This is a genomic window from Sphaerisporangium siamense (assembly GCF_014205275.1).
In the GTDB taxonomy this organism is placed as follows: Bacteria; Actinomycetota; Actinomycetes; order Streptosporangiales; family Streptosporangiaceae; genus Sphaerisporangium; species Sphaerisporangium siamense.
The window spans coordinates 5,528,503-5,552,765 of the sequence record NZ_JACHND010000001.1 but is presented as its reverse complement, the minus strand read 5'-3'; the positions used below and the strand labels follow the sequence as shown (position 1 = coordinate 5,552,765).

The 24,263-nt window shown below is 72.2% G+C and carries 23 protein-coding genes; 9 read left to right on the top strand and 14 right to left on the bottom strand.

Annotation, left to right across the window (positions count from 1 at the left end; genetic code table 11):
• Nucleotides 1-43 precede the first annotated feature (43 nt).
• The 6 genes from BJ982_RS25530 to BJ982_RS25505 all read right to left on the bottom strand — a co-directional run bounded on the left by BJ982_RS25530 (nucleotide 44) and on the right by BJ982_RS25505 (nucleotide 4,463).
• The gene (locus tag BJ982_RS25530) at nucleotides 44-931 is read right to left on the bottom strand and encodes a YegS/Rv2252/BmrU family lipid kinase (protein WP_184884094.1); all 888 of its coding nucleotides are present in this window, start codon (nucleotides 929-931) and stop codon (nucleotides 44-46) included.
• A 39-nt stretch (nucleotides 932-970) separates the two neighbouring features.
• Nucleotides 971-1,834 (bottom strand): twin-arginine translocase subunit TatC, encoded by an 864-nt coding sequence (gene tatC, locus BJ982_RS25525; RefSeq protein ID WP_184884091.1) that lies wholly within the window; start codon nucleotides 1,832-1,834, stop codon nucleotides 971-973.
• A 55-nt stretch (nucleotides 1,835-1,889) separates the two neighbouring features.
• Nucleotides 1,890-2,237: a Sec-independent protein translocase subunit TatA gene (tatA, locus tag BJ982_RS25520; RefSeq protein ID WP_184884088.1), complete on the bottom strand. Its 348-nt coding sequence runs from the start codon at nucleotides 2,235-2,237 to the stop codon at nucleotides 1,890-1,892.
• 61 nt (nucleotides 2,238-2,298) lie between these two features.
• Nucleotides 2,299-2,493, bottom strand: coding sequence for a hypothetical protein (locus BJ982_RS25515; protein WP_184884086.1), 195 nt, complete (start codon nucleotides 2,491-2,493; stop codon nucleotides 2,299-2,301).
• 72 nt (nucleotides 2,494-2,565) lie between these two features.
• The gene (locus BJ982_RS25510) at nucleotides 2,566-3,522 is read right to left on the bottom strand and encodes a helix-turn-helix transcriptional regulator (RefSeq protein ID WP_239122603.1); all 957 of its coding nucleotides are present in this window, start codon (nucleotides 3,520-3,522) and stop codon (nucleotides 2,566-2,568) included.
• On the bottom strand, nucleotides 3,519-4,463 hold the full coding sequence (locus BJ982_RS25505; RefSeq protein WP_184884084.1) for a helix-turn-helix transcriptional regulator: 945 nt from the start codon (nucleotides 4,461-4,463) through the stop codon (nucleotides 3,519-3,521). The genes BJ982_RS25510 and BJ982_RS25505 overlap by 4 nt, the downstream gene beginning before the upstream one ends.
• 37 nt (nucleotides 4,464-4,500) lie before the next feature.
• Here BJ982_RS25505 and BJ982_RS25500 point away from each other — a divergent pair, with 37 nt between their 5' ends.
• Nucleotides 4,501-5,568 carry a DUF3866 family protein gene (locus BJ982_RS25500; RefSeq protein WP_184884082.1) on the top strand — a complete coding sequence of 356 codons (1,068 nt, stop codon included), beginning with the start codon at nucleotides 4,501-4,503 and terminating at the stop codon, nucleotides 5,566-5,568.
• A gap of 35 nt (nucleotides 5,569-5,603) precedes the next feature.
• Here BJ982_RS25500 and BJ982_RS25495 read toward each other — a convergent pair whose 3' ends face one another.
• The 6 genes from BJ982_RS25495 to prcB all read right to left on the bottom strand — a co-directional run bounded on the left by BJ982_RS25495 (nucleotide 5,604) and on the right by prcB (nucleotide 11,398).
• Entirely contained in the window at nucleotides 5,604-6,041 is a 438-nt protein-coding gene (locus tag BJ982_RS25495) for a DUF3291 domain-containing protein (protein ID WP_184884081.1), read from the bottom strand.
• A 32-nt stretch (nucleotides 6,042-6,073) separates the two neighbouring features.
• Nucleotides 6,074-6,727 carry a helix-turn-helix transcriptional regulator gene (locus tag BJ982_RS25490; protein ID WP_184884080.1) on the bottom strand — a complete coding sequence of 218 codons (654 nt, stop codon included), beginning with the start codon at nucleotides 6,725-6,727 and terminating at the stop codon, nucleotides 6,074-6,076.
• A gap of 261 nt (nucleotides 6,728-6,988) precedes the next feature.
• Nucleotides 6,989-7,936 carry an FKBP-type peptidyl-prolyl cis-trans isomerase gene (locus BJ982_RS25485; RefSeq protein ID WP_184884078.1) on the bottom strand — a complete coding sequence of 316 codons (948 nt, stop codon included), beginning with the start codon at nucleotides 7,934-7,936 and terminating at the stop codon, nucleotides 6,989-6,991.
• A 181-nt stretch (nucleotides 7,937-8,117) separates the two neighbouring features.
• Nucleotides 8,118-9,476, bottom strand: a complete 1,359-nt coding sequence (gene pafA, locus BJ982_RS25480) for a Pup--protein ligase (RefSeq protein WP_184884075.1) — start codon at nucleotides 9,474-9,476, stop codon at nucleotides 8,118-8,120.
• 260 nt (nucleotides 9,477-9,736) lie between these two features.
• Nucleotides 9,737-10,543: a proteasome subunit alpha gene (gene prcA, locus BJ982_RS25475; RefSeq protein ID WP_184889303.1), complete on the bottom strand. Its 807-nt coding sequence runs from the start codon at nucleotides 10,541-10,543 to the stop codon at nucleotides 9,737-9,739.
• Nucleotides 10,544-10,582: 39 nt separating this feature from the next.
• On the bottom strand, nucleotides 10,583-11,398 hold the full coding sequence (prcB, locus tag BJ982_RS25470) for a proteasome subunit beta (protein ID WP_184889301.1): 816 nt from the start codon (nucleotides 11,396-11,398) through the stop codon (nucleotides 10,583-10,585).
• A gap of 233 nt (nucleotides 11,399-11,631) precedes the next feature.
• Here prcB and BJ982_RS25465 point away from each other — a divergent pair, with 233 nt between their 5' ends.
• The 6 genes from BJ982_RS25465 to BJ982_RS25440 all read left to right on the top strand — a co-directional run bounded on the left by BJ982_RS25465 (nucleotide 11,632) and on the right by BJ982_RS25440 (nucleotide 20,508).
• Nucleotides 11,632-13,014 (top strand): extracellular solute-binding protein, encoded by a 1,383-nt coding sequence (locus tag BJ982_RS25465; RefSeq protein WP_184884073.1) that lies wholly within the window; start codon nucleotides 11,632-11,634, stop codon nucleotides 13,012-13,014.
• Nucleotides 13,015-13,135: 121 nt separating this feature from the next.
• Entirely contained in the window at nucleotides 13,136-14,101 is a 966-nt protein-coding gene (locus tag BJ982_RS25460; protein WP_239122602.1) for a carbohydrate ABC transporter permease, read from the top strand.
• Nucleotides 14,098-14,940 carry a carbohydrate ABC transporter permease gene (locus BJ982_RS25455; protein ID WP_239122601.1) on the top strand — a complete coding sequence of 281 codons (843 nt, stop codon included), beginning with the start codon at nucleotides 14,098-14,100 and terminating at the stop codon, nucleotides 14,938-14,940. The genes BJ982_RS25460 and BJ982_RS25455 overlap by 4 nt, the downstream gene beginning before the upstream one ends.
• Nucleotides 14,937-16,091, top strand: a complete 1,155-nt coding sequence (locus tag BJ982_RS25450) for an ABC transporter ATP-binding protein (RefSeq protein ID WP_184884071.1) — start codon at nucleotides 14,937-14,939, stop codon at nucleotides 16,089-16,091. Before BJ982_RS25455 ends, BJ982_RS25450 begins: the two co-directional genes overlap by 4 nt.
• Complete coding sequence (locus tag BJ982_RS25445) at nucleotides 16,088-17,470, top strand: PHP domain-containing protein (RefSeq protein WP_239122600.1); 1,383 nt, start codon at nucleotides 16,088-16,090, stop codon at nucleotides 17,468-17,470. Before BJ982_RS25450 ends, BJ982_RS25445 begins: the two co-directional genes overlap by 4 nt.
• 155 nt (nucleotides 17,471-17,625) lie before the next feature.
• Nucleotides 17,626-20,508, top strand: a complete 2,883-nt coding sequence (locus tag BJ982_RS25440; protein ID WP_239122599.1) for a glycoside hydrolase family 38 N-terminal domain-containing protein — start codon at nucleotides 17,626-17,628, stop codon at nucleotides 20,506-20,508.
• A 301-nt stretch (nucleotides 20,509-20,809) separates the two neighbouring features.
• On the opposite strand, the gene BJ982_RS25435 is transcribed toward BJ982_RS25440, so the two are convergent.
• A complete protein-coding gene (locus BJ982_RS25435; RefSeq protein ID WP_184884069.1) occupies nucleotides 20,810-21,019 on the bottom strand; it encodes a ubiquitin-like protein Pup in 210 nt (69 codons plus the stop codon).
• 272 nt (nucleotides 21,020-21,291) lie between these two features.
• Between BJ982_RS25435 and BJ982_RS25430 the strand changes: the two genes are divergently transcribed.
• Entirely contained in the window at nucleotides 21,292-21,696 is a 405-nt protein-coding gene (locus tag BJ982_RS25430) for a hypothetical protein (RefSeq protein ID WP_184884067.1), read from the top strand.
• A gap of 118 nt (nucleotides 21,697-21,814) precedes the next feature.
• Nucleotides 21,815-22,690 carry a serine/threonine-protein kinase gene (locus tag BJ982_RS25425; RefSeq protein ID WP_184617493.1) on the top strand — a complete coding sequence of 292 codons (876 nt, stop codon included), beginning with the start codon at nucleotides 21,815-21,817 and terminating at the stop codon, nucleotides 22,688-22,690.
• Here BJ982_RS25425 and dop read toward each other — a convergent pair.
• The gene (gene dop / locus BJ982_RS25420) at nucleotides 22,680-24,200 is read right to left on the bottom strand and encodes a depupylase/deamidase Dop (RefSeq protein WP_373869581.1); all 1,521 of its coding nucleotides are present in this window, start codon (nucleotides 24,198-24,200) and stop codon (nucleotides 22,680-22,682) included. The genes BJ982_RS25425 and dop overlap by 11 nt on opposite strands.
• Nucleotides 24,201-24,263 lie beyond the last annotated feature (63 nt).

Here is a 24,263-nt window from a genome sequence, read left to right as displayed (position 1 = left end):
GCACGTTTCCGGCCCGACCGAGTCCGGACCGGCCCAGCACCGCTCAGGCCGGGGGCGGGACGAGAACGCGCAGGGCGCCGGGGACGATCTCGCAGGTCAGCGGGAGGGGGCCGAGGCGCTCGCCGTCGGCGTAGGCGACCACGCCGGGGGCGTCGAGCGTGACGCGGCGGGCGCGGCGGGCGGTGATCGCCGGGTGGCCGAGGTGGGTGCCCCGGTAGACGCGGGGGAAGACGCGCAGGAACGCCGCCGCGGGCATCGGGCCCACGGTGAGGACGTCGAGCAGGCCGTCGTCGGGCTCGGCCTGGGGGCAGACGCGCATGCCGGCGCCGTAGGAGCCGGTGTTGGCGACGGCGACCAGCGTCGCCTCCCCCGCGGAGGTCTCGCCGTCGAGGGTGACCGTGAAGGGGATGGGCGCGAAGGAGCGCAGCTCGCGCAGCATGGCCAGCAGGTAGCGGGCGGCGCCGGGCCGCCCGGTCATCCGGTTGGCCCGCTCGTTGACCTTGGAGTCGAAGCCGCAGGCCATCACCCCGGCGAACCATTCACCGCCGTCGGTGCGCGCCAGGTCGGCCACCCGGACCACGCCGCCCGCGACGACGTCCGCCGCCGCGAGCAGGTCGCCCCGGGGGATGCCGAAGGCGGCGGCGATGTCGTTGCCGGTGCCCGCGGGGATCACCCCGAGCGGGACGCCGGTGCCGGCGACCGCCTGGACGGCCAGGTGGACCAGACCGTCGCCGCCGAAGGCGACCAGGGCCTCCGGCCCCGCGGCGACCGCCGCGCGGGCGCGTTCGCGGGCGTCTCCGGCGTCGGCGCCCACGACGACCGACACCGGGCGGCCGCCGGCCCGCAGGCGGCGCACCACGGAGTCGAGCAGGCGCAAGGTACGGCCGCCACGGGCCGCGGGGTTCACGAGCAGGACCAGCTCACCAGCCATTACCGGAACCTATCCGGACATGGCCCGTTGATCTAGAGGTCAGTCCAGGGTGTCCACGCTCGCTCCGGGACCGTCGAGCTCCTCGGCGAGCTCGCGCTGACGCTGGGCCTCCTGCTGTTCCCTCTTGCGGTCGTTGAAGTACATGAACACCTCGGCGATCATGAACATGCCGACCATGGGCACCGCGAGCGCCAGCATGGTGATCGGGTCCTGGCTCGGGGTCGCCACGGCGGCGAACAGGAACATCAGGAACACGACCATGCGCTGGTGCTTGCGCACCATGTGGAAGCGCAGCACGCCGATGAGGTTCAGGAAGACCATGAGCAGCGGCAGCTCGAAGGACAGCCCGAAGATGACCAGCATGGCCATCAGGTACCCGACGTACTCGCTCATGGTGATCATCGGGATCACGTTGTTGGGCGCGAAGCCCAGCAGCAGGGCCAGGCCCTTGTCCATCGTGATGTAGGCGAGGCCGGCTCCCGCCACGAACAGCGGCACGGCCAGCCCGAGGAACGTGATCGAGTAACGCCGCTCGTTGCGGTACAGGCCCGGCGTGACGAAGGCCCAGACCTGGTAGAGCCAGATCGGCGCGGAGACCACGGCGCCGAACATGAGGGCGACCTGCAGGTTGACCATGAAGCCCTCGAAGACGCCCTGGACCACGAGCGTGCACTCGTTCTTGAGCTCGTGGGCCTGGGGCAGCCGGCAGTAGGGCCCGGTCATGAAGACCCACAGCCGGTCGAAGAACACGAAACCGACGATCGTGCCGATGACCAGGCCGGCCATCGCCTTCACCAGGCGGTTGCGCAGCTCACGGAGGTGGTCCATGAGCGGCATGCGCCCCTCGGGATCGGGCTCGGCCTGGCTCTTGCCGGCCGGGCTCGACCGTTTCAGCAGTGCCATCCGGCGTCCCTGTCTTCGCGGGCGGTCAGGTTAGCGGTCGGGTCGGGAGCCTGGCTCAGGCGTGACCCTGGTCCTTCTGGACTCCGCTGACCGTCGCGTCGGTGGGACGGGCCTGCGAGGTGGTCCGCAGCTTGGCGTTCTCCTCCTCCAGGAGGCGCAGCCGCTCCTCGACCGACGGGGTCGAGGCCGGCAGGGGCTGCGGCTGGACGACCACGGGCTGGGCGGTCGTGTTGGCCTGCGCGGCCCTGGCGTCGTCCTCCTCGTGGAGCTTGGTGGTCTCCTTCTTGAACAGCCGCAGGGACTGGCCGAGCGCCCTTGCGGTGTCGGGAAGCTTCTTGGCGCCGAAGAGCAGCACCAGGACCAGCCCGATGATGATCAGTTCGGGCGCACCCAATCCACCCATGTCACATCCTTAAAGCAGACAGACGTGCAATCTAAGCACGATCGTACGCTGCCCCGGTCGGTTACTTCACCCCTCCGGGACCTTCAATACGTCCCGCGGAGGCGGTGGCCGCGGGCCTGACCGATTCCAGACGCCGCGTGGTCCGTTCGATTTCACGCGTCAGACCCCGTACGGCCACCAGCACCCGCGCGGTCAGCAGCGCGACCGGCACCAGGCCGGCGACCGCGAGGCCGACCGCGAGGTAGATCCACGTCATGACGCCGAACTTTACCGAAAGCGAGAGGCCGAAATATCGGGGTTGCCCCTTTTCGGGGTGTTCGGTGCCCGGTCAGCGCGCCGACTCGTACAGGGCGAGGGTGCGGGACGCCACCTCGTGGACCCGCCGCGCCAGCGACTCCGGGGCCAGCACCCGGCCGCCGTCGCCGAGGCGCAGCGCCAGCCGCACGACCCAGCCCTGGTCGCGGGCCCGCAGCGTGACCCGCAGGCGGCCCTCCCCCAGCTCGGTGACCTCCTCGCAGGGGTAGTGCTCGGCGACCCAGCGGCCGGAGGGGGTGAGCTCCAGCTCCACCAGCTCGTCGGAGGGCGAGGGCCGGAACACCCCCTCGGTGATGTCGATGGGCTCGGCCTCGGCCGGGGGCTCGGCGGGGACGTCCAGCACCTCCACGCCGACCATGCGGTCCAGGCGGAACAGGCGCATGCCGTCCGCGCGGTAGCACCAGCCCTCCAGGTAGGAGCGGCCGTCCACCATGACCAGCCGCGTCGGGTCCACCTCGCGCGGGGTGATCTCGTCGCGGCCCGGCACGTAGTAGCGCAGCGACAGCCTGCGCCGCCTGCGCAGCGCGTCGGTCACGGTGGCCATGGCGTCGGGCGCGGCGTCCAGCTCGAAGGCGACCTGGCTGCTGACCTGCGCGGCCCCCTCGCCCGCCGCGCTCTCGAGCTTGGCGACCACGCGGGCCAGCGCCTCGCTGTCCTCGAACTCGGGCAGCTCGGCGAGCATGCGCAGCGCCACCAGCAGCGCGCTGGCCTCGTCCACGCCCAGGCGCAGCGGCCGGGCGATGGTCTCGGCGTTGTCGATGAGGATCTCGCCGCCGTCCCAGGAGACGTCGATGAGGTCGCCGGGGGTGTGCCCGGGCAGCCCGCACATCCACACGAGCTGCAGGTCGTCGATGAGCTGCTTCTCGGTGAGCCCGAACAGCCTCGCCACCTCGGGGACCTGGGCGCCCGGGTGGGACATCAGGTAGGGGACGAGGGCGAGGAGCCGGGGCAGGCGGTCGGCGGTGCTCACGCCAGCGCTCCCTTCAGCCTGCGGATGACCGCGTCGCGGAGATCGGGCGGATCGAGGACCTCGGCGTCGGCGGCGAACCCGACGATCGACCCGGCGATCCACTCCGGGTCGGCGAAGTCGAGGGCGACCAGGTCCCAGCCGTCGTCGCCGGGGGTCACCTCGCCGGTCTGGCGCAGCCACTGGCAGGTGCCCTCGCGGACGCGGACGGTGGCCACGCGCTCGGGCACCAGGCTGTCGCGGTGGCCGACCATGGAGCGGATGTCGACGCCGGCGGGCACGGTGACCGCGCCCGGGCGGCCGACCGGCGTGACCGGTCCGCTGACGCGGCTGAGGCGGAAGACGCGGGGCGCGTTCCGCTCGCGGTCGTGGCCGACCAGGTACCAGCGGCCGCGGCGGCTGACCACGCCCCAGGGCTCCACGGTGCGGGTGAGGGTGACCCCGCTGCCGGCGGCGCGGTAGTCGAAGCGGACGACCCTGCGGTCGCGCACGGCCTCCCACAGGCCCGGGAAGGCCGGGTCGCGGGTGTCCACGCGCAGCTCCAGCGGCCCCGCGGAGGACTCGTCGGTCTGCACGCCGCCCGCGCGGAGCTTGAGCAGGGCGCCGCTCGCGGCCTCGGCCAGCGTGGCGCGCTGCCACACCTGGGCGGCCAGGCCGAGCACGGCGGCCTCGTCGGCCTCCAGGGTGATCTCGGGCAGCTCGTAGGCCTCGCGCTCGATGCGGTAGCCGGGCTCGTCCTCCCAGGGGTCCTTGTGGACCTGGACCGGGATGCCGATCTCGCGCAGCTCGGTCTTGTCGCGCTCGAACATGCGCTGGAAGGCCTCGTCGTTGGCGGCGTCGTAGCCGGGCACGGCGTGGCGGATCTGCTCCGCGCTGAGCGGGCGCCGGGTGGAGAGCAAGCAGATGACCAGGTTCAGCAGCCGCTCGGTCTTCCGCCGGGACATGGGGCCTCCCTTCTCACGATGACGCTACCCTTGCCGGGTGATCAGGTGGCGCAAGGGTGAGGTGCTGTCGGTCCGGCGCGAATGGCCGGGGGCGGTCGAACTTCAGGTGAGCCTCCCCGAGGGGGATTGCCGGGCGCTGGCCTACCCCCCGCTGGTAGGCCGTCCCGAACCAGGCGACACGGTGCTGCTCAACACGACCGCGCTCGCCATGGGTCTCGGTACGGGAGGCTACGCCATGGTAGTGGCCGTACCGGACCGTTTGCCCGAAGATCCCGACGGTCCGGGCCACCTGGTCAAGGCCCGGTACACGCCGCTGCAGGCCACCGTGCTCGGCGCCGACGAGCAGGACTCCCCCCACCACGAGGTCCTGCGCGAGGCCGATTCGCTGGACGGCATGCCGGTCGTGGTCGCCGACCTGCACTCGGCGCTGCCCGCGATCCTGTGCGGCCTGTACGGCACGCGTCCCTCGGCCAAGGTCGCCTACGTCATGCTGGACGGCGGCGCGCTGCCGGGCTGGTTCTCGATGGCGGCCGCCCGGCTGCGCGAGACCGGCTGGCTGTGCGGGGTGGTGACGACCGGGCAGGCGTTCGGCGGCGACGTGGAGGCCGTGACCGTCCACACCGGCCTGCTCGCGGCCCGGCACGTGCTCGGGGCCGACGCGGCGATCGTCGCCCAAGGGCCCGGCAACCTCGGCACGGGCACGCGGTGGGGATTCTCCGGGGTCTCGGCGGGCGAGGCGGTCAACGCGGCGGCCGTGCTGGGCGGGCGCCCGGTGGCCGCGCTGCGGGTCAGCCAGGGCGACCTGCGCGAGCGGCACGTCGGGGTGTCCCACCACTCGCTGACCGCCTACGGCCGGGTGGCGCTGGCCCGCGCCCAGGTCGTGGTGCCCGGGCTGCCCGGCGACTTCGGCGCGCGGGTGGCGGCGCAGGCGGCCGGGCTCGCCGATCGCCATGAGCTGGTCACCGTGCCCGTGGACGGTCTTGAGGAGCTGCTCAAGGGCAGCCCGGTGCGGCTGTCCACGATGGGCCGGGGCCTGGACGAGGACCTCCCCGCCTTCCTCGCCTCCGCCGCCGCGGGCCGCCACACCGCCACGCTCCTGGGCTGACCCCTCTTCCTGACCTCTAGCGGCCGGGGGGCTCCTCAGGCCGGCTCGTGGAAGTCCTTGAAGGTGAACGCCTCCGGGCCGGGTCCCTTGGCGCGCAGCAGGTCCAGGCGGGCCATGCCGTCCTCCAGGGAGGGGATGTGGCCCTCGGGGATCCACCACATGACGCTGTACGGCTCGGCGGCGCGGGTGAACCACTCGCGGCGGCGGCGCAGGTACTCCAGGTGCGGGCTGCGGTAGACGAAGTTCCACAGCGACTCGCGGGTCTCCCACACCGAGAAGTTGATCAGTAGCAGGTCGCCGTACGGGTGGCTGACGGTCTCGGTGGGATCGTTGCTCTCCTTGAGCCGCCAGACGAAGCCGGGGGCCGCGTCGGAGATCTCGTTGATCGGGCCGAGCGCCGCGATGAACTCGGCGATCTCGGGGGAACGGGCGGGGGCACGCAGGTGGGCGACGTTGAGCTGAGCCAGGTGCATGGCCCTAGGACACCACGGCGATCATTCTTTAGTCAATCCTCATTGTTTTTAGAGAAGGCGACGCAGCACTCCCCCGGCCGGGGATCGAGCCGCGGCGTGACGCCCTCCTCGCCCACCGCGGCCACCAAGCCCTCGCACAGCGCCAGGTTCATCGCGCAGACCAGCACCGGGCGGTCCTCGGCGATCACGTGGAAGGGGCAGTTGCGCAGGCGGATCGCCCCCTCGGCGTCATACGGCTCGTAGCCGCGCTCCCGCAGGGCCTCGCGCAGCTCGGACGCCTTGACCCGCTCCCCCGCCCGCCGCGCCGCGGCCTCGGCGGCCTCCTCGCCGCCGAGCTCCTCCACGGCCTCGGCCAGCACGAGGGCCAGCGTGCGGTAGTCACGCGGCGGCACGCTCACCTGGTGCTCACGCCGCGAGCGGCGGTAGACCTTGGCCGGGCGCCCGCTCCCCGGCCCGGTGCGCCCGGTCAGCCGGCGAAAGCCCGCCTCCAGCAGCCCGGCCTCGACGAGCTTGTCCAGGTGAAAGGCCGCCAGCGTGCGCCCCACCCCCGCCCCGCTCGCGGCCTCGTCCCGCCCCACCTCGTGGCCCCGACCGGCCACGTAGTCGTACAGCGCCCGCCGCACCGGGTCGCGCAGCGCGCCGACCGCCCCCAAAGGATCCGGCGTACCAGCGTCATCACCGCTCACCAGACGAGCATAGGCCGCCCCCACATCCCCCTCCGGACACGAAGCCACCCAGATCAACACAACCCCAACGGCTTTACAACGTAGATCAAAAACCCATAACCGAGATCAAAAGTCATGACGGGCTGGGCGCGCCGGCGGTCTGGAGCCCGCGGGCGCAAGGGTGAGGAACGATCCCTTGCGCCCGCGGGTGGAAGACCGCCGGCTAAAAGGCGCCCAGCCCCGCGCGAACGAAGAGAGCGCCATCAAACGCAGAGAGCGCCATTAATACGCGCCGAGCACGTCCACCACGAAGACGAGCGTGTCCGTGCCCTTGATCTTGTCCCCCTGGCCGTTCTTGCCGTAGCCCAGGTCCGGCGGGATGGCCAGCAGCACGCGGCTGCCCACCGGCACGCCGACCAGGCCCTGGTCCCAGCCCTTGATGACCTTGCCGGTGCCGATCTGGAACATGACCGGCTCGCCCCGGCTCCAGCTGCTGTCGAACTCGGTGTCGGTGCCCCAGATCTTGCCCGTGTACTGCACGAGCAGGTTCTGCCCGGCCTTGACCTCCGGCCCGCTACCCTTGATCACGGTCTTGCTGACCAGGCCCTTGGGCGCGGACTCACCGGTCTTGGTGGTCAGCTTGGGCGCCTGCTCTCCCTCGGGGTTCTCCAGCTTGACGCCCTTGACGTCGGCGTCCTTGGCGTCGCCCTGGGCGGCCTTGACGGTGGGCACGCCGAGCACGTCCACGACGTAGACGCTCGCGATCGAGGTGTCCGCGCCCTGCGACTTGGCCTGCTCCATCTGCTCGGGGGTCAGGCTGTCCTTGGCGACGACGGCGAGGAACCGGCCGCCGACCTTGTTGGCCTGGAACGCCTTGTGCACGACGGTGGGCAGCTTGGAGTCGACCTTGATGAGCTGCGGCGCCCCCTCGTCGTAGGTGGAGCCGGACATCGCGTTGGCCTTGCCGTCCCAGTTGTAGGCCGTGAGGTTGGCGACGACCGAGTCGCCTTCCTTGAGCTGCGCGCCCTGACCCGGGGTGATGGTCTTGGACGAGGAGGTCACGGGAGGCTTGCCCGAGGGGAAGGCGACCTGGGGCTTCTTGCCGACCTCACCGGTCACCTTGACCTCGGCGGGCGCCGCGCCGTCGGTCTTGGCGGTGACGTCGCCGTCGGTGCCGCAGGCGGCGGCGAACAACAGCGGAAGGGCGGCGAGCAGGGCCAGTCGGCGCATGGGTTTCCCTCGGAGAGACGTCACGTTCGCGTAACACTACCCGAAGCCCGGTGGCGCCCGGATCATCCGCCTCGATCTTGCCGAAGCGTGACCTTTCCTTCGAGGAACCCTGCTCAGGGCCGTGAAAGCCGCCCGCGGACCCGTCCCGCGCCCCGGCGGGGACGGGCCCGGCAGCGCCGGCTCACATGCCGGCGATCAGCTTGTCGACCCGCTCGTCCACGCTGCGGAACGGGTCCTTGCAGAGGACCGTGCGCTGGGCCTGGTCGTTGAGCTTGAGGTGCACCCAGTCGACGGTGAAGTCGCGGCGCTTCTCCTGCGCCTTGCGGATGAACTCCCCGCGCAGCCTGGCCCGGGTGGTCTGCGGCGGGACCGACTTGGCCTCGAAGATCTTCAGGTCCGAGGCGACGCGCTCCACGGCGCCGCGCCGCTGCAGCAGGTAGAACAGGCCCCGCTTGCGGTGGACGTCGTGGTAGGCCAGGTCGAGCTGGGCGACCCTCGGCGAGGACAGCGGCAGGTCGTACTTGCTGCGGTAGCGCTCGATGAGCTGGTACTTGGTGACCCAGTCGATCTCGCGCGAGACCAGGTCGAGGTCGCCGGTCTCCACGGCCCGCAACGTGCGCTCCCACAGCTCCAGCACCCGTCGCGTGGTCGCGTCGCCGCCCCGGCGCTCGACGAAGTCGCGCGCCTTGGTCAGGTACTCCTGCTGGATCTCCAGCGACGACGCCTCGCGGCCGTTGGCCAGCCGCACGCGCCTGCGGCCGGTCATGTCGTGGGAGACCTCGCGGATCGCCCGGATCGGGTTCTCCAGGCTGAGGTCGCGCATGACCGTGCCGGCCTCCACCATGCGCAGCACCAGGTCGGTGGCGCCGACCTTGAGCAGCATCGTGGTCTCGCTCATGTTGGAGTCGCCGACGATGACGTGCAGCCGCCGGAAGCGCTCGGCGTCGGCGTGCGGCTCGTCCCGGGTGTTGATGATCGGGCGTGAGCGGGTCGTCGCGCTCGACACCCCCTCCCAGATGTGCTCGGCGCGCTGGGAGACGCAGTAGACCGCGCCGCGCGGCGTCTGGAGCACCTTGCCCGCCCCGCAGATGATCTGCCGGGTCACCAGGAAGGGGATCAGGACGTCGGCCAGGCGGCCGAACTCGCCGTGCCTGCCGACCAGATAGTTCTCATGACAGCCGTAGGAGTTCCCGGCCGAGTCGGTGTTGTTCTTGAATAGGTAGATGTCCCCGGCGATGCCCTCCTCGCGCAGACGCTTCTCGGCGTCCACGAGCAGACCTTCGAGGATGCGCTCGCCGGCCTTGTCGTGGGTGACGAGCTCCACGACGTTGTCACATTCGGGGGTGGCGTATTCGGGGTGGCTGCCGACGTCGAGGTAGAGGCGGGCGCCGTTTCGCAGGAACACGTTGCTCGATCGGCCCCAGGACACGACTCTGCGGAACAGGTACCGCGCCACCTCGTCCGGGGACAGCCTGCGCTGGCCCCTGAACGTGCAGGTGACGCCGTATTCGTTCTCCAAGCCGAAGATGCGACGATCCATCACATCACACTATGTTCTCCGAGCCCGCGAGGGGAGGGATCTTTCCGGGGTTTCGGGGGGAGGACCCCGCACCCGCACGCGAAGGCGACGCTGGATCTTCTCTGCGGCGCATGGATCTCCACCCCCTTGACGCTCCGGCGGTCCCGCCTCGCGAGGGCCGGCGGCCCTCACCCGCATCTGTACCCCGAAACGGCGCGTCCCGGACCCCGCGCGGGCGGAGACCGGGACGTGAGACCGGATCGTGATACCGGAGCGGACCGCTAGTCGCCCGAGCCGGTGTCGATCTCCCCCTCGGGGGCGGTCGCCGGGGAGTCCCCCTCCACGGAGGGGGTCTCGGGCGCGGGGCCCTGCGGCGGCGTCTCCTGCGGCGGGGTCTCCTCCGCGGCGGAGGAGCCCAGCAGGCGCTCCAGGCGGGGGCCGGTCAGCCGCTGGAACTTGCGGTGCTCCCTGGTGCGGTCCAGGACCGCGACCTCGAGCTGGGAGACCGGCGGGCGCTCGCCCCCCGGCTCGGTGAGCGCGGCCACCGCCGCGTCCAGCGCCTCGGTGAGCGAGAGGCCGGGGCGGAAGCGGTCCTTCAGGCGGGCGGCGACGGCGTCGGCCACGCCGCCCATCACCACGAAGCCGTGCTCGTCGGCGACCGAGCCGTCGAAGGTGAGGCGGTAGATCTGGTCGTCCTCGGGGGCGTCGCCCACCTCGGCCACGACGAGCTCGACCTCGTACGGCTTGCGCGACTCGGTGAACACCATGCCGAGCGACTGCGCGTACAGGTTGGCCAGGCCCCGGGCCGTGACGTCGCCGCGGTCGTAGGTGTAGCCGTTGATGTCGGCGTAGCGGATGCCGCCGAGGCGCAGGGCCTCGAACTCGTTGTACTTGCCGACCGCCGCGAAGCCGATGCGGTCGTAGATCTCACTGATCTTGTGGAGCGCCCGGGAGGCGTTGGGGGCGACGAAAAGAATGCCTTTCTCGTACTGCAGCACCACGACGCTGCGGCCGCGCGCGATGCCCTTCCGCGCGAAATCGGCCTTGTCCCGCATCTCCTGTTCTGGGGACACATATCCAAAGGGCATGGACACCGGTGGTGATCCTCTCGTGGCCGTGGGTTGTGATTAGCGCAGCGGGGCCGTGGGGCCGTCGGGGTCGGCCATGCGGACGTCGAGGATCTGGCGGACGTGCCGCTCGACCTCCTCGTCGGGCAGGCGCCGGAACCCCTCGTCGTCGATCACGGCCACCATGGGCCAGATCTTGCGGGCGACGTCGGGGCCGCCGGTGGCCGAGTCGTCGTCGGCGGCGTCGTACAGGGCGTTCAGGGTGACGGCGACGACGTCCTCGGCGGAGGCGCCCTCGCGGTACAGCTTCTTCAGGGAACCGCGCGCGAAGATGGAGCCGGAGCCGATCGAGGCGTAGTTGGTCTGCTCGTAGGGGCCGCCGCCGACGTCGTAGCTGAAGATGCGGCCGGCGTCGCGCTCCTCGTCGTAGGCCGCGAACAGCGGCACCACCACCAGGCCCTGCATGGCCATCGGCAGGTTGCCGCGGATCATGGTGGCCAGCCGGTTGGCCTTGCCGACGACCGACAGCGTGCGGCCCTCGCGCTTCTCGTAGTGCTCCAGCTCGACGCAGTAGAGCCGGGCCAGCTCGATGCCGGTGCTGGCCGCGCCGGCGATGCCCATGCACGAATAGTCGTCGGTGCGGAAGACCTTCTCCATGTCCTTCTGGGAGATGTAGTTGCCCGCGGTGGCCCGCCGGTCGCCCGCCATCACCACACCGCCCGCGAACGTCGCGGCCACGATCGTGGTCGCGTGCGGAATGGTCTCGCCCGCCGCGCCCGCCGCCGTCTGAAGCCGCCCCGGAAGCAACCCTGGAGCGTACGACCCGACGAACTCGGTGAACGATGTCGACCCAGTGTCCAGGAACAGATTGCCCATCCAGCCCGGCTGTGCTGCCACGCCACTCCCTCCAAAGGACCTTCCGGCTACAACGCCGACCCTACTCGTGGTGCTGTGCTCGTTGCACTTCCCACGATCAGCTCAACGCGAACCGCTTCCGCCCATCGGGCCTCATGTTCCACAAAAATCGTCTTTACGCCTCAGACCAGGCATGCGATTGTCGAGTTGTCGTGACATGAAAACACGCACGCCTCCAACGTGGGAGGTCCTCCGTGACATCAGCGCGTACGCTCCCCCTGCCGGCCGCGGTCACCGTCTCCTTGACCGTCCTGCTCGCCGCCTGCGGCTCCGGCGCATCCCCCGTGACGGACGGCACCACCCTCACCGTCACCGCCAACGCGATCTCCGGCGGCAAGAACTCCGCGACCGCCGACTGGACGGCCAAGTGGCTGATCCCCAGGTTCGAACAGGCCCAGAAGGCCGCGGGCCGCGACGTCCGGGTGGTGTTCCAGCCCAACGGCGTGGACGACGAGGAGTACAAGACCAAGATCGCCCTGGACCTGAGGTCCGGGACCGGCGCCGACGTCATCGACCTCGACGGCATCTGGGTCGGCGAGTTCGCCCAGGCCGGGTACATCGAGCCGCTGTCCGGCACCGCCGGCCCCGCCGTCGACCGGTGGGAGGGCTGGACGCGCATCCCGCGGGCGGTGCGGGGCCTCGGCGTCTTCGAGGGCCGCACGTACGGGCTGCCGCAGGGCACCGACGGCCGCGTGCTGTTCTACAACAAGACCCTGTTCGCGCGGGCCGGGCTGCCCGCCGCCTGGCAGCCGCGAAGCTGGCAGGACCTCCTCGACGCGGGCGCGGCCCTGAAGAAGGCGGGGGTGCCCACGCCGCTGCAGATCAACGCGGGCACGGCGATGGGCGAGGCCACCTCCATGCAGGGCGCGCTGCCCCTGCTCGCGGGCGCCGGCGCGGAGATCTACGCGAACGGCAAGTGGACGGGCGCCTCCCAGGCGCTCAAGGACGTGCTCGACCTCTATCGCCGGATCTACACCACCGGCCTCGGCGACCCCCGGCTGCAGCAGGAGGCCAAGGGCCGCGACAAGTCCTTCCAGGAGTTCGCCGACGGCAGGATCGGCGTCCTGGCCGAGGGCGACTACTTCTGGCGGTCGGTCATCGAGCCCACGGCGGGCGTCGCGCCGATGAAGGACCGCGACCGGGCCGTCGGCTACGCGCTGATCCCCGCCGAACGGCCGGGCGCGGGCGTGCGCGGGCAGGACTTCGTGAGCATGTCCGGCGGCGCGGTGCGGGTCCTGAACCCCCGCTCCGAGAACGCCGCCCTGGCGTGGGAGCTGCTGGCCTTCATGCACTCGGCCGAGGCCACCAAGGCGGGCCTCGCCGGAGAGGCCAGGATCACCTCGCGCACCGACGTCAACGACGAGGTCCTGAAAGACGACCCCATGCTCTCCTTCGTCTCCGACCGCGTCCTCCCCCTCACCGCCTACCGCCCCGGCCTCGCCGTCTACCCCCAGATCTCCACGGCCCTCCAACAGGCCACCGCCGCCGTCACCACCGGCACCCCCGTGGACGAGGCCGCCACCGCCTACGACAGACAACTCCAATCCCTGGTAGGCCCCTCAGCGATCTCCCGCTGACCCACCCAAAGGATCCCGTGCCGTGCGGGTGAGCGCCCATCCACCGCGCGACCGAAGGGAGCGCAATGAACCGTGAACACGGTGCGGGCGCGCCGGTGGTCTGGAAAAGGAGGGCCGAAGGGTGAGGAACGAGCCCTTCGGCCCGACGACGGAAGACCACCGGCTCAAGAGCGCCCGCACCCGGGCGAGCGGAGCGAGCCCCATTAACGCAGACGCGGCGGGGTTGGGCATACGGCGAGCGGTCGGGTTCGTGGTGCCGGCGGTGGTGGTGGTCGGGGTTTTCCTGGTGTTTCCGGCGCTGTGGACGATCTATCTGGGGGTCACGGACTTCGCGCTGACGGGGATCTCGGCCGCGGATCCGCGGACGGTGGGGGTGGACAACTACGCCGAGGCGCTCGGGGACGAGCGGTTCCACGCCTCGCTGTGGCTGACGGCGCAGTACGTCGCGGGATCGGCGGTGATCGGGCAGGCCGGGCTGGGGTTCGCGGTCGCGTGGGTGCTGCGCGACCGTCCGGGCCCGGTGAAGAGGGTCGTGGAGGGGCTGATCCTGCTCGCCTGGATCCTGCCGTCCTCGGTGGTGGCGTTCCTGTGGATCGCCCTGCTGGACCGCGACGCGGGCACGCTGAACGCGCTGCTGCACACCCCGGGCGCGGCCTGGCTGCTCGACCACCCGATGGCCTCGATCATCGTGTTCAACGTGTGGCGCGGCACGGCGTTCTCGATGATGTTGTACGGCGCGGCGCTGGAGAACGTGCCGCCGTCCCACCTGGAGACCGCGCGCCTGGCGGGCGCCTCGACGTTCCAGCAGATCAGGGACGTGGTGTTGCCGCGGATCCGCGGGCACGTGCTGACCAACATGCTGCTGATCAGCCTGTGGACGTTCAACGACTTCACGAGCTTCCAGATCACGGCGGGCGGCCCCGAAGGACGCTCGGAGATCGTCCCGGTCTACATCTACGACGTCGCGCTGCGCGGCGGGCGGCTCGGCTTCGGCGCGGCCGTGTCGTTCCTCGTCCTGCTGGTCAACCTGGTGGCGGCCCTGCTGTACCTGCGCACGGCGCGCTCCCGCGGCGGGGTGGCGGCGTGAGAGGGCGGGAGGCGGCGGCGCGGGCGCGGCACGCGGCGGCGGCGATCGGGCGGGCGACGTTCCTGGCGGTGGTCGCGGGGTTCTTCGCCCTGCCGATGCTGTGGCTGGCCACCGCCCCGTTCGACGCCCACCCCACGATCACGGTGTCGCTCCCGGAGTTCACGCTGGCGGGCTTCCGCGAGCTGCTGGCCCACCCGTACGCGTTGCGCTCGCTCGGCAACTCGGTGCTGCAGGCGGCGGGCAGCACGGTGCTGGTGGTGGTGCTCGCGGCCCTGGCCGCGTACGCGCTGTCGCGGGTGCGGGTGCCGGGCCGGGACGTCCTGCTCTACCTGCTCCTGCTGCTGTCGTCGGTGGTGACGGGGACCGCCGCCATGGTGCCGGTCTTCGAGCTGGCCACCCGCCTGAACCTCGTCGACACCCACCTCGGCGTCGTGCTCACGCTCTCGGGCGGCCTGCTCCCCGCGGCGATCTTCATCCTGAAGGACTTCATGGACGGCACGCCCGCCTCCTACGAGGAGTCGGCCCGGGTGTTCGGCGCGAGCCCGTCGCAGATCCTGCGGCACATCGTGGTACCGGTGATCAGGCCGGGCCTGGCCACGATCGCCGTCTGGACGGTCGCCTCGGTGTGGGGAAGCTTCCTGACGCCGTTCATCCTGCTGCGCGACCCGGACAAGGCCCCCGGGGCGGTGATCCTCTACACCCTGTACACCGAGGGCGGCTCGCCCCGCCTGGAGCTGATCTCCACGTTCTCGCTGCTCTACTCCCTCCCTGTCGTCCTCATGTACGTCTTCGTGAGCCGCAGGTACGGCTTCCGCTTCCACGGAGGGATCAAACGGTGATCGCCCTTCACGGCCTGACCAAGGAGTTCCCCGGCGGCGTCCGCGCGGTGGACGGCCTGGACCTGGAGATCGCCGCCGGAGAGTTCTTCGCGCTGCTCGGCCCTTCGGGGTGCGGCAAGACCACCCTGCTGCGCACGATCGCCGGCCTGGAGACGCCCACCGCGGGGCGGATCGTCATCGGGACGTCCGACGTGACCGCCCTTCCCCCGGGCAGGCGGGACGTGGCGATGGTCTTCCAGGACTACGCGCTGTTCCCGCACATGGACGTCACCGCCAACATCGCCTACCCGTTGCGGATCAAGAAGACGCCGCGCGCCGCACGGGAGGCCACGGCGGCGGAGACCGCGGCCCGGCTGGGCCTGGCGGAGCTGCTCGCGCGGCGGCCCGGACAGCTGTCCGGCGGCCAGCAGCAGCGGGTGGCGCTGGCCCGGGCCATCGCCTGCCGCCCGTCGGCGTTCCTGTTCGACGAGCCGCTGTCCAACCTGGACGCGCGGATGCGGCTGGAGGCGCGCACCTTCCTCAAACGGCTGCAGCGGGAGCTGGCGGTGACGACGGTGTTCGTCACCCACGACCAGGCCGAGGCGCTGGCGATGGCCGACAGGATCGCGGTGATGACCGCCGGGCGGATCGCCCAGGTCGGCACCCCGTCGGAGGTGTTCCACCGGCCGGCCACCACGTTCGTGGCCTCCTTCATCGGGTCCACGCCGATGAACCTGCTGCCGGGCGTGGCGGCGGGCGGCGCCCTGCGCGCGGCCGGGGCCGTGCTGCCGTCCCCGCCGGGGGTCCCGGACGGCGCGGAGATCGTGTACGGGGTGCGCCCGGAGTACATGGACCTGGCGGGCTCGCCCCGCGTGGACGCCTTCGCGGGAGAGGTCTCGGTGGTGGAGAACATGGGCACGTCCTCCCTCGTGACGCTGGAGGTGACGCGGAGCACAGGAGCGACACCGGAAGTGGCGCGAAGCGCGGGCGAAACGCCCGAAGTGGCGCAGGGCGAGGGCGGGACGCCGGAGGTGACGCGGGGCGAGGGCGGGACGCTGGTGCAGGCCGTGGTGCCGGAAGGGGGCGAGCCGTCTCTCGGGGACCGGGTCTGGGCCGTTCCCCGCCACGCGCGGGCCCTGGTGTACCGCGATGACGTCCTGGTGTCGCCGTGAGGGGGCCGATCCGGCTGGGCGGCCGGTGGACGCTCGGCCAGCGGCTCGACCGCCCGGTGCGTGAGCTGCGCGTGGAGCTGCCGCCGGGCACACGGGCGTTCACGGTCGAGCTGGCCTACGACCGGGGCGCGGGCGTGCTGGACCTCGGCTGCGCGGGCCCGGCCGGGTTCCGCGGCTGGTCGGGGGGCGCGCGGGACCGCTTCACGATCGCGCCCACGTGGGCGACGCCCGGCTACCTGCCCGGCGAGCCCGAGGAAGGCGTGTGGTCGGTGCTGGCGGGCCTGCACCGCGTGCCGCTGGAGGGCCTGCCGTACGAGATCACCGTGACGCCGCACGCCACTCCCCCGCCGCCGCCCGCCCCGTCCGTCCCGCCCGCCGGATTTCGGCCGGAGGCACGCGTCCCGGCGGGCACCCGGCGCGGTCTGCCGGAGATGTCCGGCATGCGGTGGCTGGCCGGGGACCTGCACGCCCACACCGTCCACTCCGACGGGTCGCTCACCGTGTGGGAGCTGGCCGCGCTGGCCGCCGGGCAGGGCCTGGACTTCCTCGCGGTGACCGACCACAACACCGTCAGCCACCACGCCGAGCTGCCCGTGGCCGCCGTCGCGGCCGGGATCACGCTGGTGCCCGGCCAGGAGATCACCACCGACCTCGGCCACGCCAACGCCTTCGGCCCCATCGGCTGGATCGACTTCCGCGAGCCCGCCGACGCCTGGCTGCGGGCCGTGACCGGGCGGGGCGGGCTGCTGTCGCTGAACCACCCCCTCGGCGCCGACTGCGCGTGGCGCCACCCCCTCGCCGAGCGCCCGCGCACGGCGGAGGTCTGGCATTCGGGCTGGCGGGACCGCACCTGGGGGGCGCCGCTCGCCTGGGCGCAGACCTTCGGCCCCTCCCTCGTGTACGTGGGCGGCGGCGACTACCACCACCCCGCGGAAGGCCACCTTCCCGGCACACCCTGCACCTGGGTACTCGCCGGCCCCGAGGATCCGCGGCACGCAGCTGACACGCCCCTGGCCACGGACATCCCCGACACGGGAGGTCCAACCTCCTCCCTCGGACCAGACGCCGCAGGAGACTCGCACAGCGCGGGAGGAGATCCATATCCCCCGCGAGATCCGTACAGCCGGGGAGGTTCGTCCAGCGCAGGCGCGGTCGTGGCGGCCGTCCGGGCCGGACGTACGGCCGTCTCCGCCGGTCCGGACGGGCCGCTGCTGCTGCGGCACGGCGATGAGTTCCTCATCCTGGACGCCGCCGGGCTCGTGCTGTGGGGGCCGGACCTGCGCACGCTGATCCGCGACGACCGCGTCCACCTGCCCGCCCACCCCGGCCCCCACCGCCTGGAGACCCCCCGCAACGAGGTCATGGCCCTGTGCACGTGACCCGTCGACGGCCCTGCCCCGGCGATCCCACCCGTACATCCCTGCGCGCGATCCACGTCCATGACGGCAGTGGCGGGAACCCGCCCGGCTCCCCCGCCCAGGCATTCCCGTCCCTTACATCCCTGTCGGCCCTATGTGAGCCTGGAGGCCCTGTCGTGACCGCATCCACACCGGTGACCCCTCTCAGCCCGGTGCCCTCCCCCGCAGGCGAGGCCGCGCGCGTCGTCGTGGTGCCGCACACGCACTGGGACCGGGAGTGGTATCTGCCGTTCCAGCGGTTCCGCATGGGGCTGGTGCGCATGCTGGACGAGGTGCTGGACGCCATGGACGCCGACCCCGCCTACCGGTTCACCATGGACGGGCAGCTCGCCGCCGTCCACGACTACCTGGAGATCCGCCCGGAGCGCCGCGCCGCGCTGGCGCGGCTGACCGCCGAGGGCCGGTTCGCGGCGGGCCCGTGGATGATCCTCGCCGACGAGTTCCTCTGCTCGGGCGAGACCTTGATCCGCAACCTGGAGTACGGCCTGCGTGGCGCGCGCGAGCTGGGCGGGGCCATGGAGGTGGGCTACCTGCCCGACCAGTTCGGGCACTGCGCGCAGATGCCGCAGATCCTCGCCCTGGCGGGGCTGCGGGTGGCCTGCCTGTGGCGCGGGGTGCCGGCCGCGGTCCGGCGCGACACCTTCGCCTGGGAGGGCGCCGACGGGACGGTGCTCCCCGTCAAGTACCTGCCGGGCGGGTACGGCAACGCGGTCGCGCTGTTCTCCGGCCCGCAGGAGGGCCTGCCCGACCGGGTGGCCGCCTTCACCGAGACCATGCGCCCCTGGCAGGCGGACGGCCCGCTGCTGGCCATGTACGGCGCCGACCACTCGGCGCCCGCGCGCGGGATCACCGGCTCCGGGCTGCGCCTGGCCACCCTGGGCGAGTACCTGGCCCTGCCCGGCGGGCTCGCCGTCCCGGAGGACGCGCCGGTCGTGGCGGGCGAGCTGCGCTCGCACGCGCGGGCCAACATCCTGCCCGGCGTCCTGTCGGCCCGCGTGCCGCTGAAGCACGCCATGGGCCGCGCCGAGCGGGTCCTCACCCGCTACGCCGAGCCGCTGGCGGCGCTGTGGCTCGGCGGCGGCGAGCGGGCGGCGGCCGGGCGGCTGATCGAGCTGGCCTGGCGTCAGGTGATCGCCTGCAGCGGGCACGACTCGATCACCGGGTGCGGCGCCGACGAGACCGCCGGGCAGGTCGCGGCGCGCATCGCCGAGGCGGAGCAGATCGGGCAGGCCGTGACCGACCTCGTGAGCGCCTCGCTGGCCGAGGCCGCGGGGCGGGGGCGGCTCGCCGTGGTCAACCCCTCGCCCGTCGGCAGGACCGGGCTCGTGCTCGCCGGCCTGCCCGGCGACCTGGCCGGGCTCGCCGCCGAGGACGGGTCCGCGGTGCCCGTCCAGGTGCTGGACCACGCGCCGACGCTGCTGGACGAGACCCGCATGGCGGACCTGACCCGGTTGCTCGGCCGCGTCCACGAGCGGGAGCTGTTCGGCCAGGAGATCGTGTCCTGGTCCGCCGAGGGAGACGTCTTCACGGTGGTCGTCGGCCGCCACCCCACCGGCGGCTACCGGTACGCCGATCTGAAGACCGCCATCGCCGAAGCGGCGGCGCGCCACCCGGGCCCCTGGCTCGTGCGCACGGTCGCCGAGCCCGTCGTCACCGTGGCGGCCCTGGTCCAGATCCCCCCGCTCGGCCGCACGTTCCTCACCACCACCCCGCCTCTGACCGCTCGCCTGGTGCCGGACGCGCCGCCGTTCCTCCCCGCGGCCGTTCGGGTGCCGGAGGACGGTGTGCTGGACAACGGGCTGCTGCGGGTGGCGGCCGAGACGGACGGGACGCTGACGCTCACCGCGCGCTCCGGGCTCACCGCGCGGGGCGTGGGGCGGATCGTCGACGGGGGCGACGTCGGCGACACCTACAACCACGCGCCGCCCGCCGCCGACCGGCTCGTCACGGCACCCGGCCGGGTCGAGGTGCGCCTGGTGTGCTCCGGCCCCCTGGTCTCGGTGCTGGAGATCGCCCGGGCGTACGCCTGGCCGGTCGGCGCGGAGGGCGAGGGACGGGCGGCGCGGGTCGCGGACGTCACCGTGACCACCCGGGCCGAGCTGCGGGCCGGGGAGCCGTACCTGCGGCTCGCGGTCACGTTCGACAACGCCTGCCGTGACCACCGGGTGCGCTGGCACGCGCCCACGCCCCGCCCGGCCGCCGAGTCGTTCGCCGGCGGGCAGTACGCGGTGGTGCGGCGCGGGGCCTCGGCCGAGGGCGGGGGCGGCGAGGAGCCCCTGCCGACGTTCCCCGCCTCCGGCTTCGTCTCCGCGGGCGGGCTCGCCGTCCTCCCCGGCCACACCGTCGAGTACGAACTGCTCCACCCCCCGCTGAACACGACGCCCACCGCCCCTGCCACCGAGTTGGCCGTGACGTTGCTGCGGGCGGTGGGGTATCTGTCGCGCAACGGCAACCCCCTCCGGGACGAGCCCGCCGGGCCGCAGGTCGCCACGCCGGGCGCGCAGTGCCCGGGCCCGATCACGACGCGCTTCGCCGTCCTGGTCCACGAGGAGGACTGGGACCGGGCGGGGCTCGCGCGCCTGGCCGAGGAGTACCACCACGACCTGCTCGCCGTCCCCGGGGCCGCCACACGGAATCCGGCTGGGGCAAGGGGGGACGCCCTGGCTCACGAGACGGCGATCACCAGGCGGGAGAGGGAGCGGCCGACCGGAGAGGCACCGGCGCGAGGCGGCGAAGCGGAGGCGCGGGGCGAGGCGGGGCCGTTGGAGTTGGGTGGGGATGGGGTCGTGCTGGGTGCGCTGCGGAGGCGCGGGGAATGGCTGGAGGCGCGTCTGGCGGCGCTGCGGTCCGTGCCCACGGAGGCGGTGCTGCGTGGCCCGTTCACCACCGCGCGGCTCGCGGACACCCTGGGCAACGGGCTGGAGCCGCTGGAGGTGACCGAGGGCGTGCTGCGCCTGCCCCTGAGGCCGTTCGAGATCGCCACGGTCCACGTCCGCTGACCGCGTGGGCGGGGCGTGCTGGTCTTGGGGTTCATATGTGGGCGCGGCGCGCGCCTCGGGTGACGGCGGGGGTGGTGGTCCGCCGTCACCTCCCGAGGGCGGTCGCGTTCAGAGGTCAGGTTCCGCTCGTACTTCGCTGATCACACCGTCAAGGTCACCCGCAGTCGCCTGCGCGACCGGGTCACCTGCCGCTCCGCCCGCGTGGTTCGCCACGCCCGCCGGAGCGGAGCGAAGCGCGTCATCGGGGGCGGAGCGGTTCCGCCGGGCGCCGGCACGCTCACCGGACGCCCGCCGCGCGGGCCTACTGGCCACCCTTCTGCACGTAGCTGCGCACGAACTCTTCGGCGTTCTCCTCAAGGACCTCGTCGATCTCGTCGAGGATCGCGTCGACGTCGTCGGTGAGCTTCTCCTGACGCTCCTGAACGTCGGAAGACGACTGGGCCTCGGTCTCCTCGACCTCGGACTCCTGCCGACTCGTGTGCTTCTGGCCGCCGGTGTCCTTCGTCGCCATGTGGTACCTCCGCTTGGGGGACGCATCTGACTCATATCTTCCCCGAACCGGACGACAATTCGCGCGGATCGTCCGTTGATCTGCGCGTGACCGGCTGGAGGAGGCCGTTCTGTCTGACAGCCTCCCCGGTACTGGGCCCGGCAAATCCGCATAATTGCGCTCAATTCAGCCAACTAGACAGTGCCCCTATCCAATGGTTAGATAGGGGCACTGTCCAACGGGCGCCCGGCGTCCGGGCGGGCGACCCCGCCATCCCCTCAGGAGGAGCAACGATGTCCCCGGCATCCCTCACCACCGCAGGAGTGGTGCTCATCACCGTCACGGCCGTCGCGATCGGCGGCGCCTCCCTGCTGACGTTCATCGGCCGGCGCACCCCCGGCTACCTCGACAACCCGGTGCGCCGCGGGCTGTGGCGCGCGGGACACGCCCACGCGGGCGTCCTGGTGATCCTCGCCCTGGTGGCGATGCTCTACGTCGACCACACCGGCTTCGGCGACGGCCTCAAGACGCTCGTGCGCTGGCTGATCGTCGCGGCCCCGATCCTCATGCCGCTCGGCTTCTTCCTGTCGGTCGTGCGGCCGTCCGACACCAAGCCCAACAAGCTGATCTGGCTCACCGGCCTCGGCGGGGCCGGCCTCGCGGCGGGTACGCTGATCTTGGGATTCGGTCTCCTGTAGATCAGATCGTTATCTGACCCTTTCGGCATTTACCGGTGATCCGCGAGTGACCATCCCCCTCCAGACGGAAAAATGGAGCGGCTATGGGGCAGAGCAGGACGCCGAGTGAACGGGTGACATGAGAGCGGACCACGCGCAGCTGCTCGGAGATCGATACCGGCTGATCTCGCCGCTGGGACAGGGGGGCATGGGCATCGTCTGGCGGGCGCACGACCGCCGGCTCGCCCGCGACGTCGCGATCAAGGAGCTGCGCCCCGCCCGGCAGGACGAGGAGTTCGACGTCCGGACGGCCAGGCGGCACGCGTTGCGGGAGGCGCGGTCGGCCGCCCGGCTCAGCCATCCCGCGATCGTCACCGTGCACGACCTGCTGGAGGAGGACGGCCGGCTCTGGATCGTCATGGAGCTGGTGGAGGCGCTGACCCTCCAGGCCACGGCCTGGCACCTCGGGCGCCTGCCCGTCCACTGGACCGCCTGGATCGGCTTCCACCTGCTCAGCGGCCTGCGTCACGCCCACGCGGCCGGGGTGCTGCACCGGGACATCAAGCCCGGCAACGTCCTGCTCACCGGGGAGCGGGTGGTGCTCAGCGACTTCGGGATCGCGGTGCTGCAGGGCGAGCCGACCCACCACAACACGATGCCGATCGTCGGCTCCCCCGGGTACATCGCCCCCGAGCGCATGCGCGGCCACCCGGCCACCCAGGCGGCCGACCTGTGGTCGTTCGGGGCGACGCTCTACTTCTCGGTGGAGGGCAGGCCGCCCGTCACCGGCGGCGACATCCTGACCGACACCCCGGACGAGGCACGGCCCTCCCACCGCGCCGGGGCCCTGCGCGGCCTGCTGGAGGGCCTGCTGCACGCGGACCCGGCCGAGCGGCTCACCAGCGACCAGGCCGCCGTGCTGCTGTCGGACATCCTGCGCAAGGAGGGCATCGCGGTGCCGCCGATGCGCCTCACCGGCAGCGGCCTGTTCCCGCCGGGCGCCTTTACGATGTAGATCCCGTGAGGGCGGCGACCAGCTCGGCGGCGGTACGGCAGCGGTCGAGCAGCTCGCCGACGTGGGCCTTGGTGCCGCGCAGCGGCTCCAAGGTCGGCACGCGCTGCAGCGACTCGCGGCCGGGGATGTCGAAGATGACCGAGTCCCAGGAGGCGGCGGCGACCGACTCGCTGTACTGCCGCAGGCACCGGCCGCGGAAGTAGGCGCGGGTGTCGCTCGGCGGCAGCTCGATCGCGCGCTGGACGTCCTCCTCGGTGACCAGGCGCTGCATGCGGTCGCGGGCGACCAGGCGGTTGTACAGGCCGCGGTCGGGGCGGATGTCGCTGTACTGCAGGTCCACGAGCTGCAGGCGCGGGTGGCCCCAGGCGAGGCCGTCGCGGGTGCGGTAGCCCTCCAGCAGCTCCAGCTTGGCCACCCAGTCCAGCTCGCGGGAGAGCTGCATGGGGTCCTCGGCGAGGCGGGTGAGCACCGACTCCCAGCGGTTCAGCACGTCCTTGGTCATGTCGTCCACGGCGGAGCCGAAACGGTCCTCGACGTACTTGCGGGCCTGCTCCAGGTACTCCATCTGGAGCTGCACGGCGGTCATCCTGCGGCCGTCGCGCAAAGTGACCTCGTGCTTGCAGGTGGGGTCGTGGGAGACGGCGCGCAGCGCGGCCACGGGGCTCTCGACCGACAGGTCGCCGGTGAGGAAGCCGTCCTCGATCATGGCGAGCACCAGCGCGGTGGACCCCAGCTTGAGATAGGTGGAGATCTCCGACATGTTGGCGTCGCCGATGATGACGTGCAGCCGGCGGTACTTCTCGGGGTCGGCGTGCGGCTCGTCGCGGGTGTTGATGATGGGACGCTTGAGCGTGGTCTCCAGGCCGACCTCGACCTCGAAGAAGTCGGCGCGCTGGCTGATCTGGAAGCCGTCGCCCCGGGAGTCCTGCCCGATGCCGACGCGGCCGGCCCCGCACACGACCTGGCGGGAGACGAAGAACGGCGTCAGGTGCCTGACGATGTCGGCGAAGGGCGTGGCCCGGCGCATGAGGTAGTTCTCGTGGCAGCCGTAGGACGCGCCCTTGTTGTCGGTGTTGTTCTTGTAGAGCTGGATGGGGGCGTTCCCCGGCATGGCGGACGCGCGGACCGCGGCGTCGTGCATGACCCGCTCGCCCGCCTTGTCCCAGATGACCGCCGCGCGGGGGTTGGTGCACTCGGGGGTGGAGTATTCGGGGTGGGCGTGGTCGACGTACAGCCGCGCGCCGTTGGTCAGGATGACGTTGGCGAGCCCGAGATCCTCGTCGGTGAGCTGGGTGGGGTCGGCGATCTCGCGGGCCAGGTCGAAGCCCCGGGCGTCGCGAAGCGGATTCTCCTCCTCGAAGTCCCATCGGGCGCGCCGCGCCCGCGCGGCCGAGGCCGCCAGGTAGGCGTTGACCACCTGTGAGGAGGTCACCATCGCGTTCGCGCCCGGCTGACCGGGTACGGAAATGCCGTACTCGGTCTCGATGCCCATCACCCGCCGTACCGTCACGCTGCCAGCCCTTCGTCTGTGCTCCCTCGCACCCGGACCGCCGCTGTCGCGCGACCCGTAACC

Coding starts and splice junctions, on each gene's coding strand:
- BJ982_RS25530 (WP_184884094.1), bottom strand. CDS start 931: ATGGCTGGTGAGCTGGTCCTGCTCGTGAACCCCGCGGCCCGTGGCGGC.
- tatC (WP_184884091.1), bottom strand. CDS start 1,834: ATGGCACTGCTGAAACGGTCGAGCCCGGCCGGCAAGAGCCAGGCCGAG.
- tatA (WP_184884088.1), bottom strand. CDS start 2,237: ATGGGTGGATTGGGTGCGCCCGAACTGATCATCATCGGGCTGGTCCTG.
- BJ982_RS25515 (WP_184884086.1), bottom strand. CDS start 2,493: ATGACGTGGATCTACCTCGCGGTCGGCCTCGCGGTCGCCGGCCTGGTG.
- BJ982_RS25505 (WP_184884084.1), bottom strand. CDS start 4,463: ATGTCCCGGCGGAAGACCGAGCGGCTGCTGAACCTGGTCATCTGCTTG.
- BJ982_RS25495 (WP_184884081.1), bottom strand. CDS start 6,041: ATGCACCTGGCTCAGCTCAACGTCGCCCACCTGCGTGCCCCCGCCCGT.
- BJ982_RS25485 (WP_184884078.1), bottom strand. CDS start 7,936: ATGCGCCGACTGGCCCTGCTCGCCGCCCTTCCGCTGTTGTTCGCCGCC.
- pafA (WP_184884075.1), bottom strand. CDS start 9,476: ATGGATCGTCGCATCTTCGGCTTGGAGAACGAATACGGCGTCACCTGC.
- prcA (WP_184889303.1), bottom strand. CDS start 10,543: ATGCCCTTTGGATATGTGTCCCCAGAACAGGAGATGCGGGACAAGGCC.
- prcB (WP_184889301.1), bottom strand. CDS start 11,398: ATGGGCAATCTGTTCCTGGACACTGGGTCGACATCGTTCACCGAGTTC.
- BJ982_RS25435 (WP_184884069.1), bottom strand. CDS start 21,019: ATGGCGACGAAGGACACCGGCGGCCAGAAGCACACGAGTCGGCAGGAG.
- BJ982_RS25430 (WP_184884067.1), top strand. CDS start 21,292: ATGTCCCCGGCATCCCTCACCACCGCAGGAGTGGTGCTCATCACCGTC.
- BJ982_RS25425 (WP_184617493.1), top strand. CDS start 21,815: ATGAGAGCGGACCACGCGCAGCTGCTCGGAGATCGATACCGGCTGATC.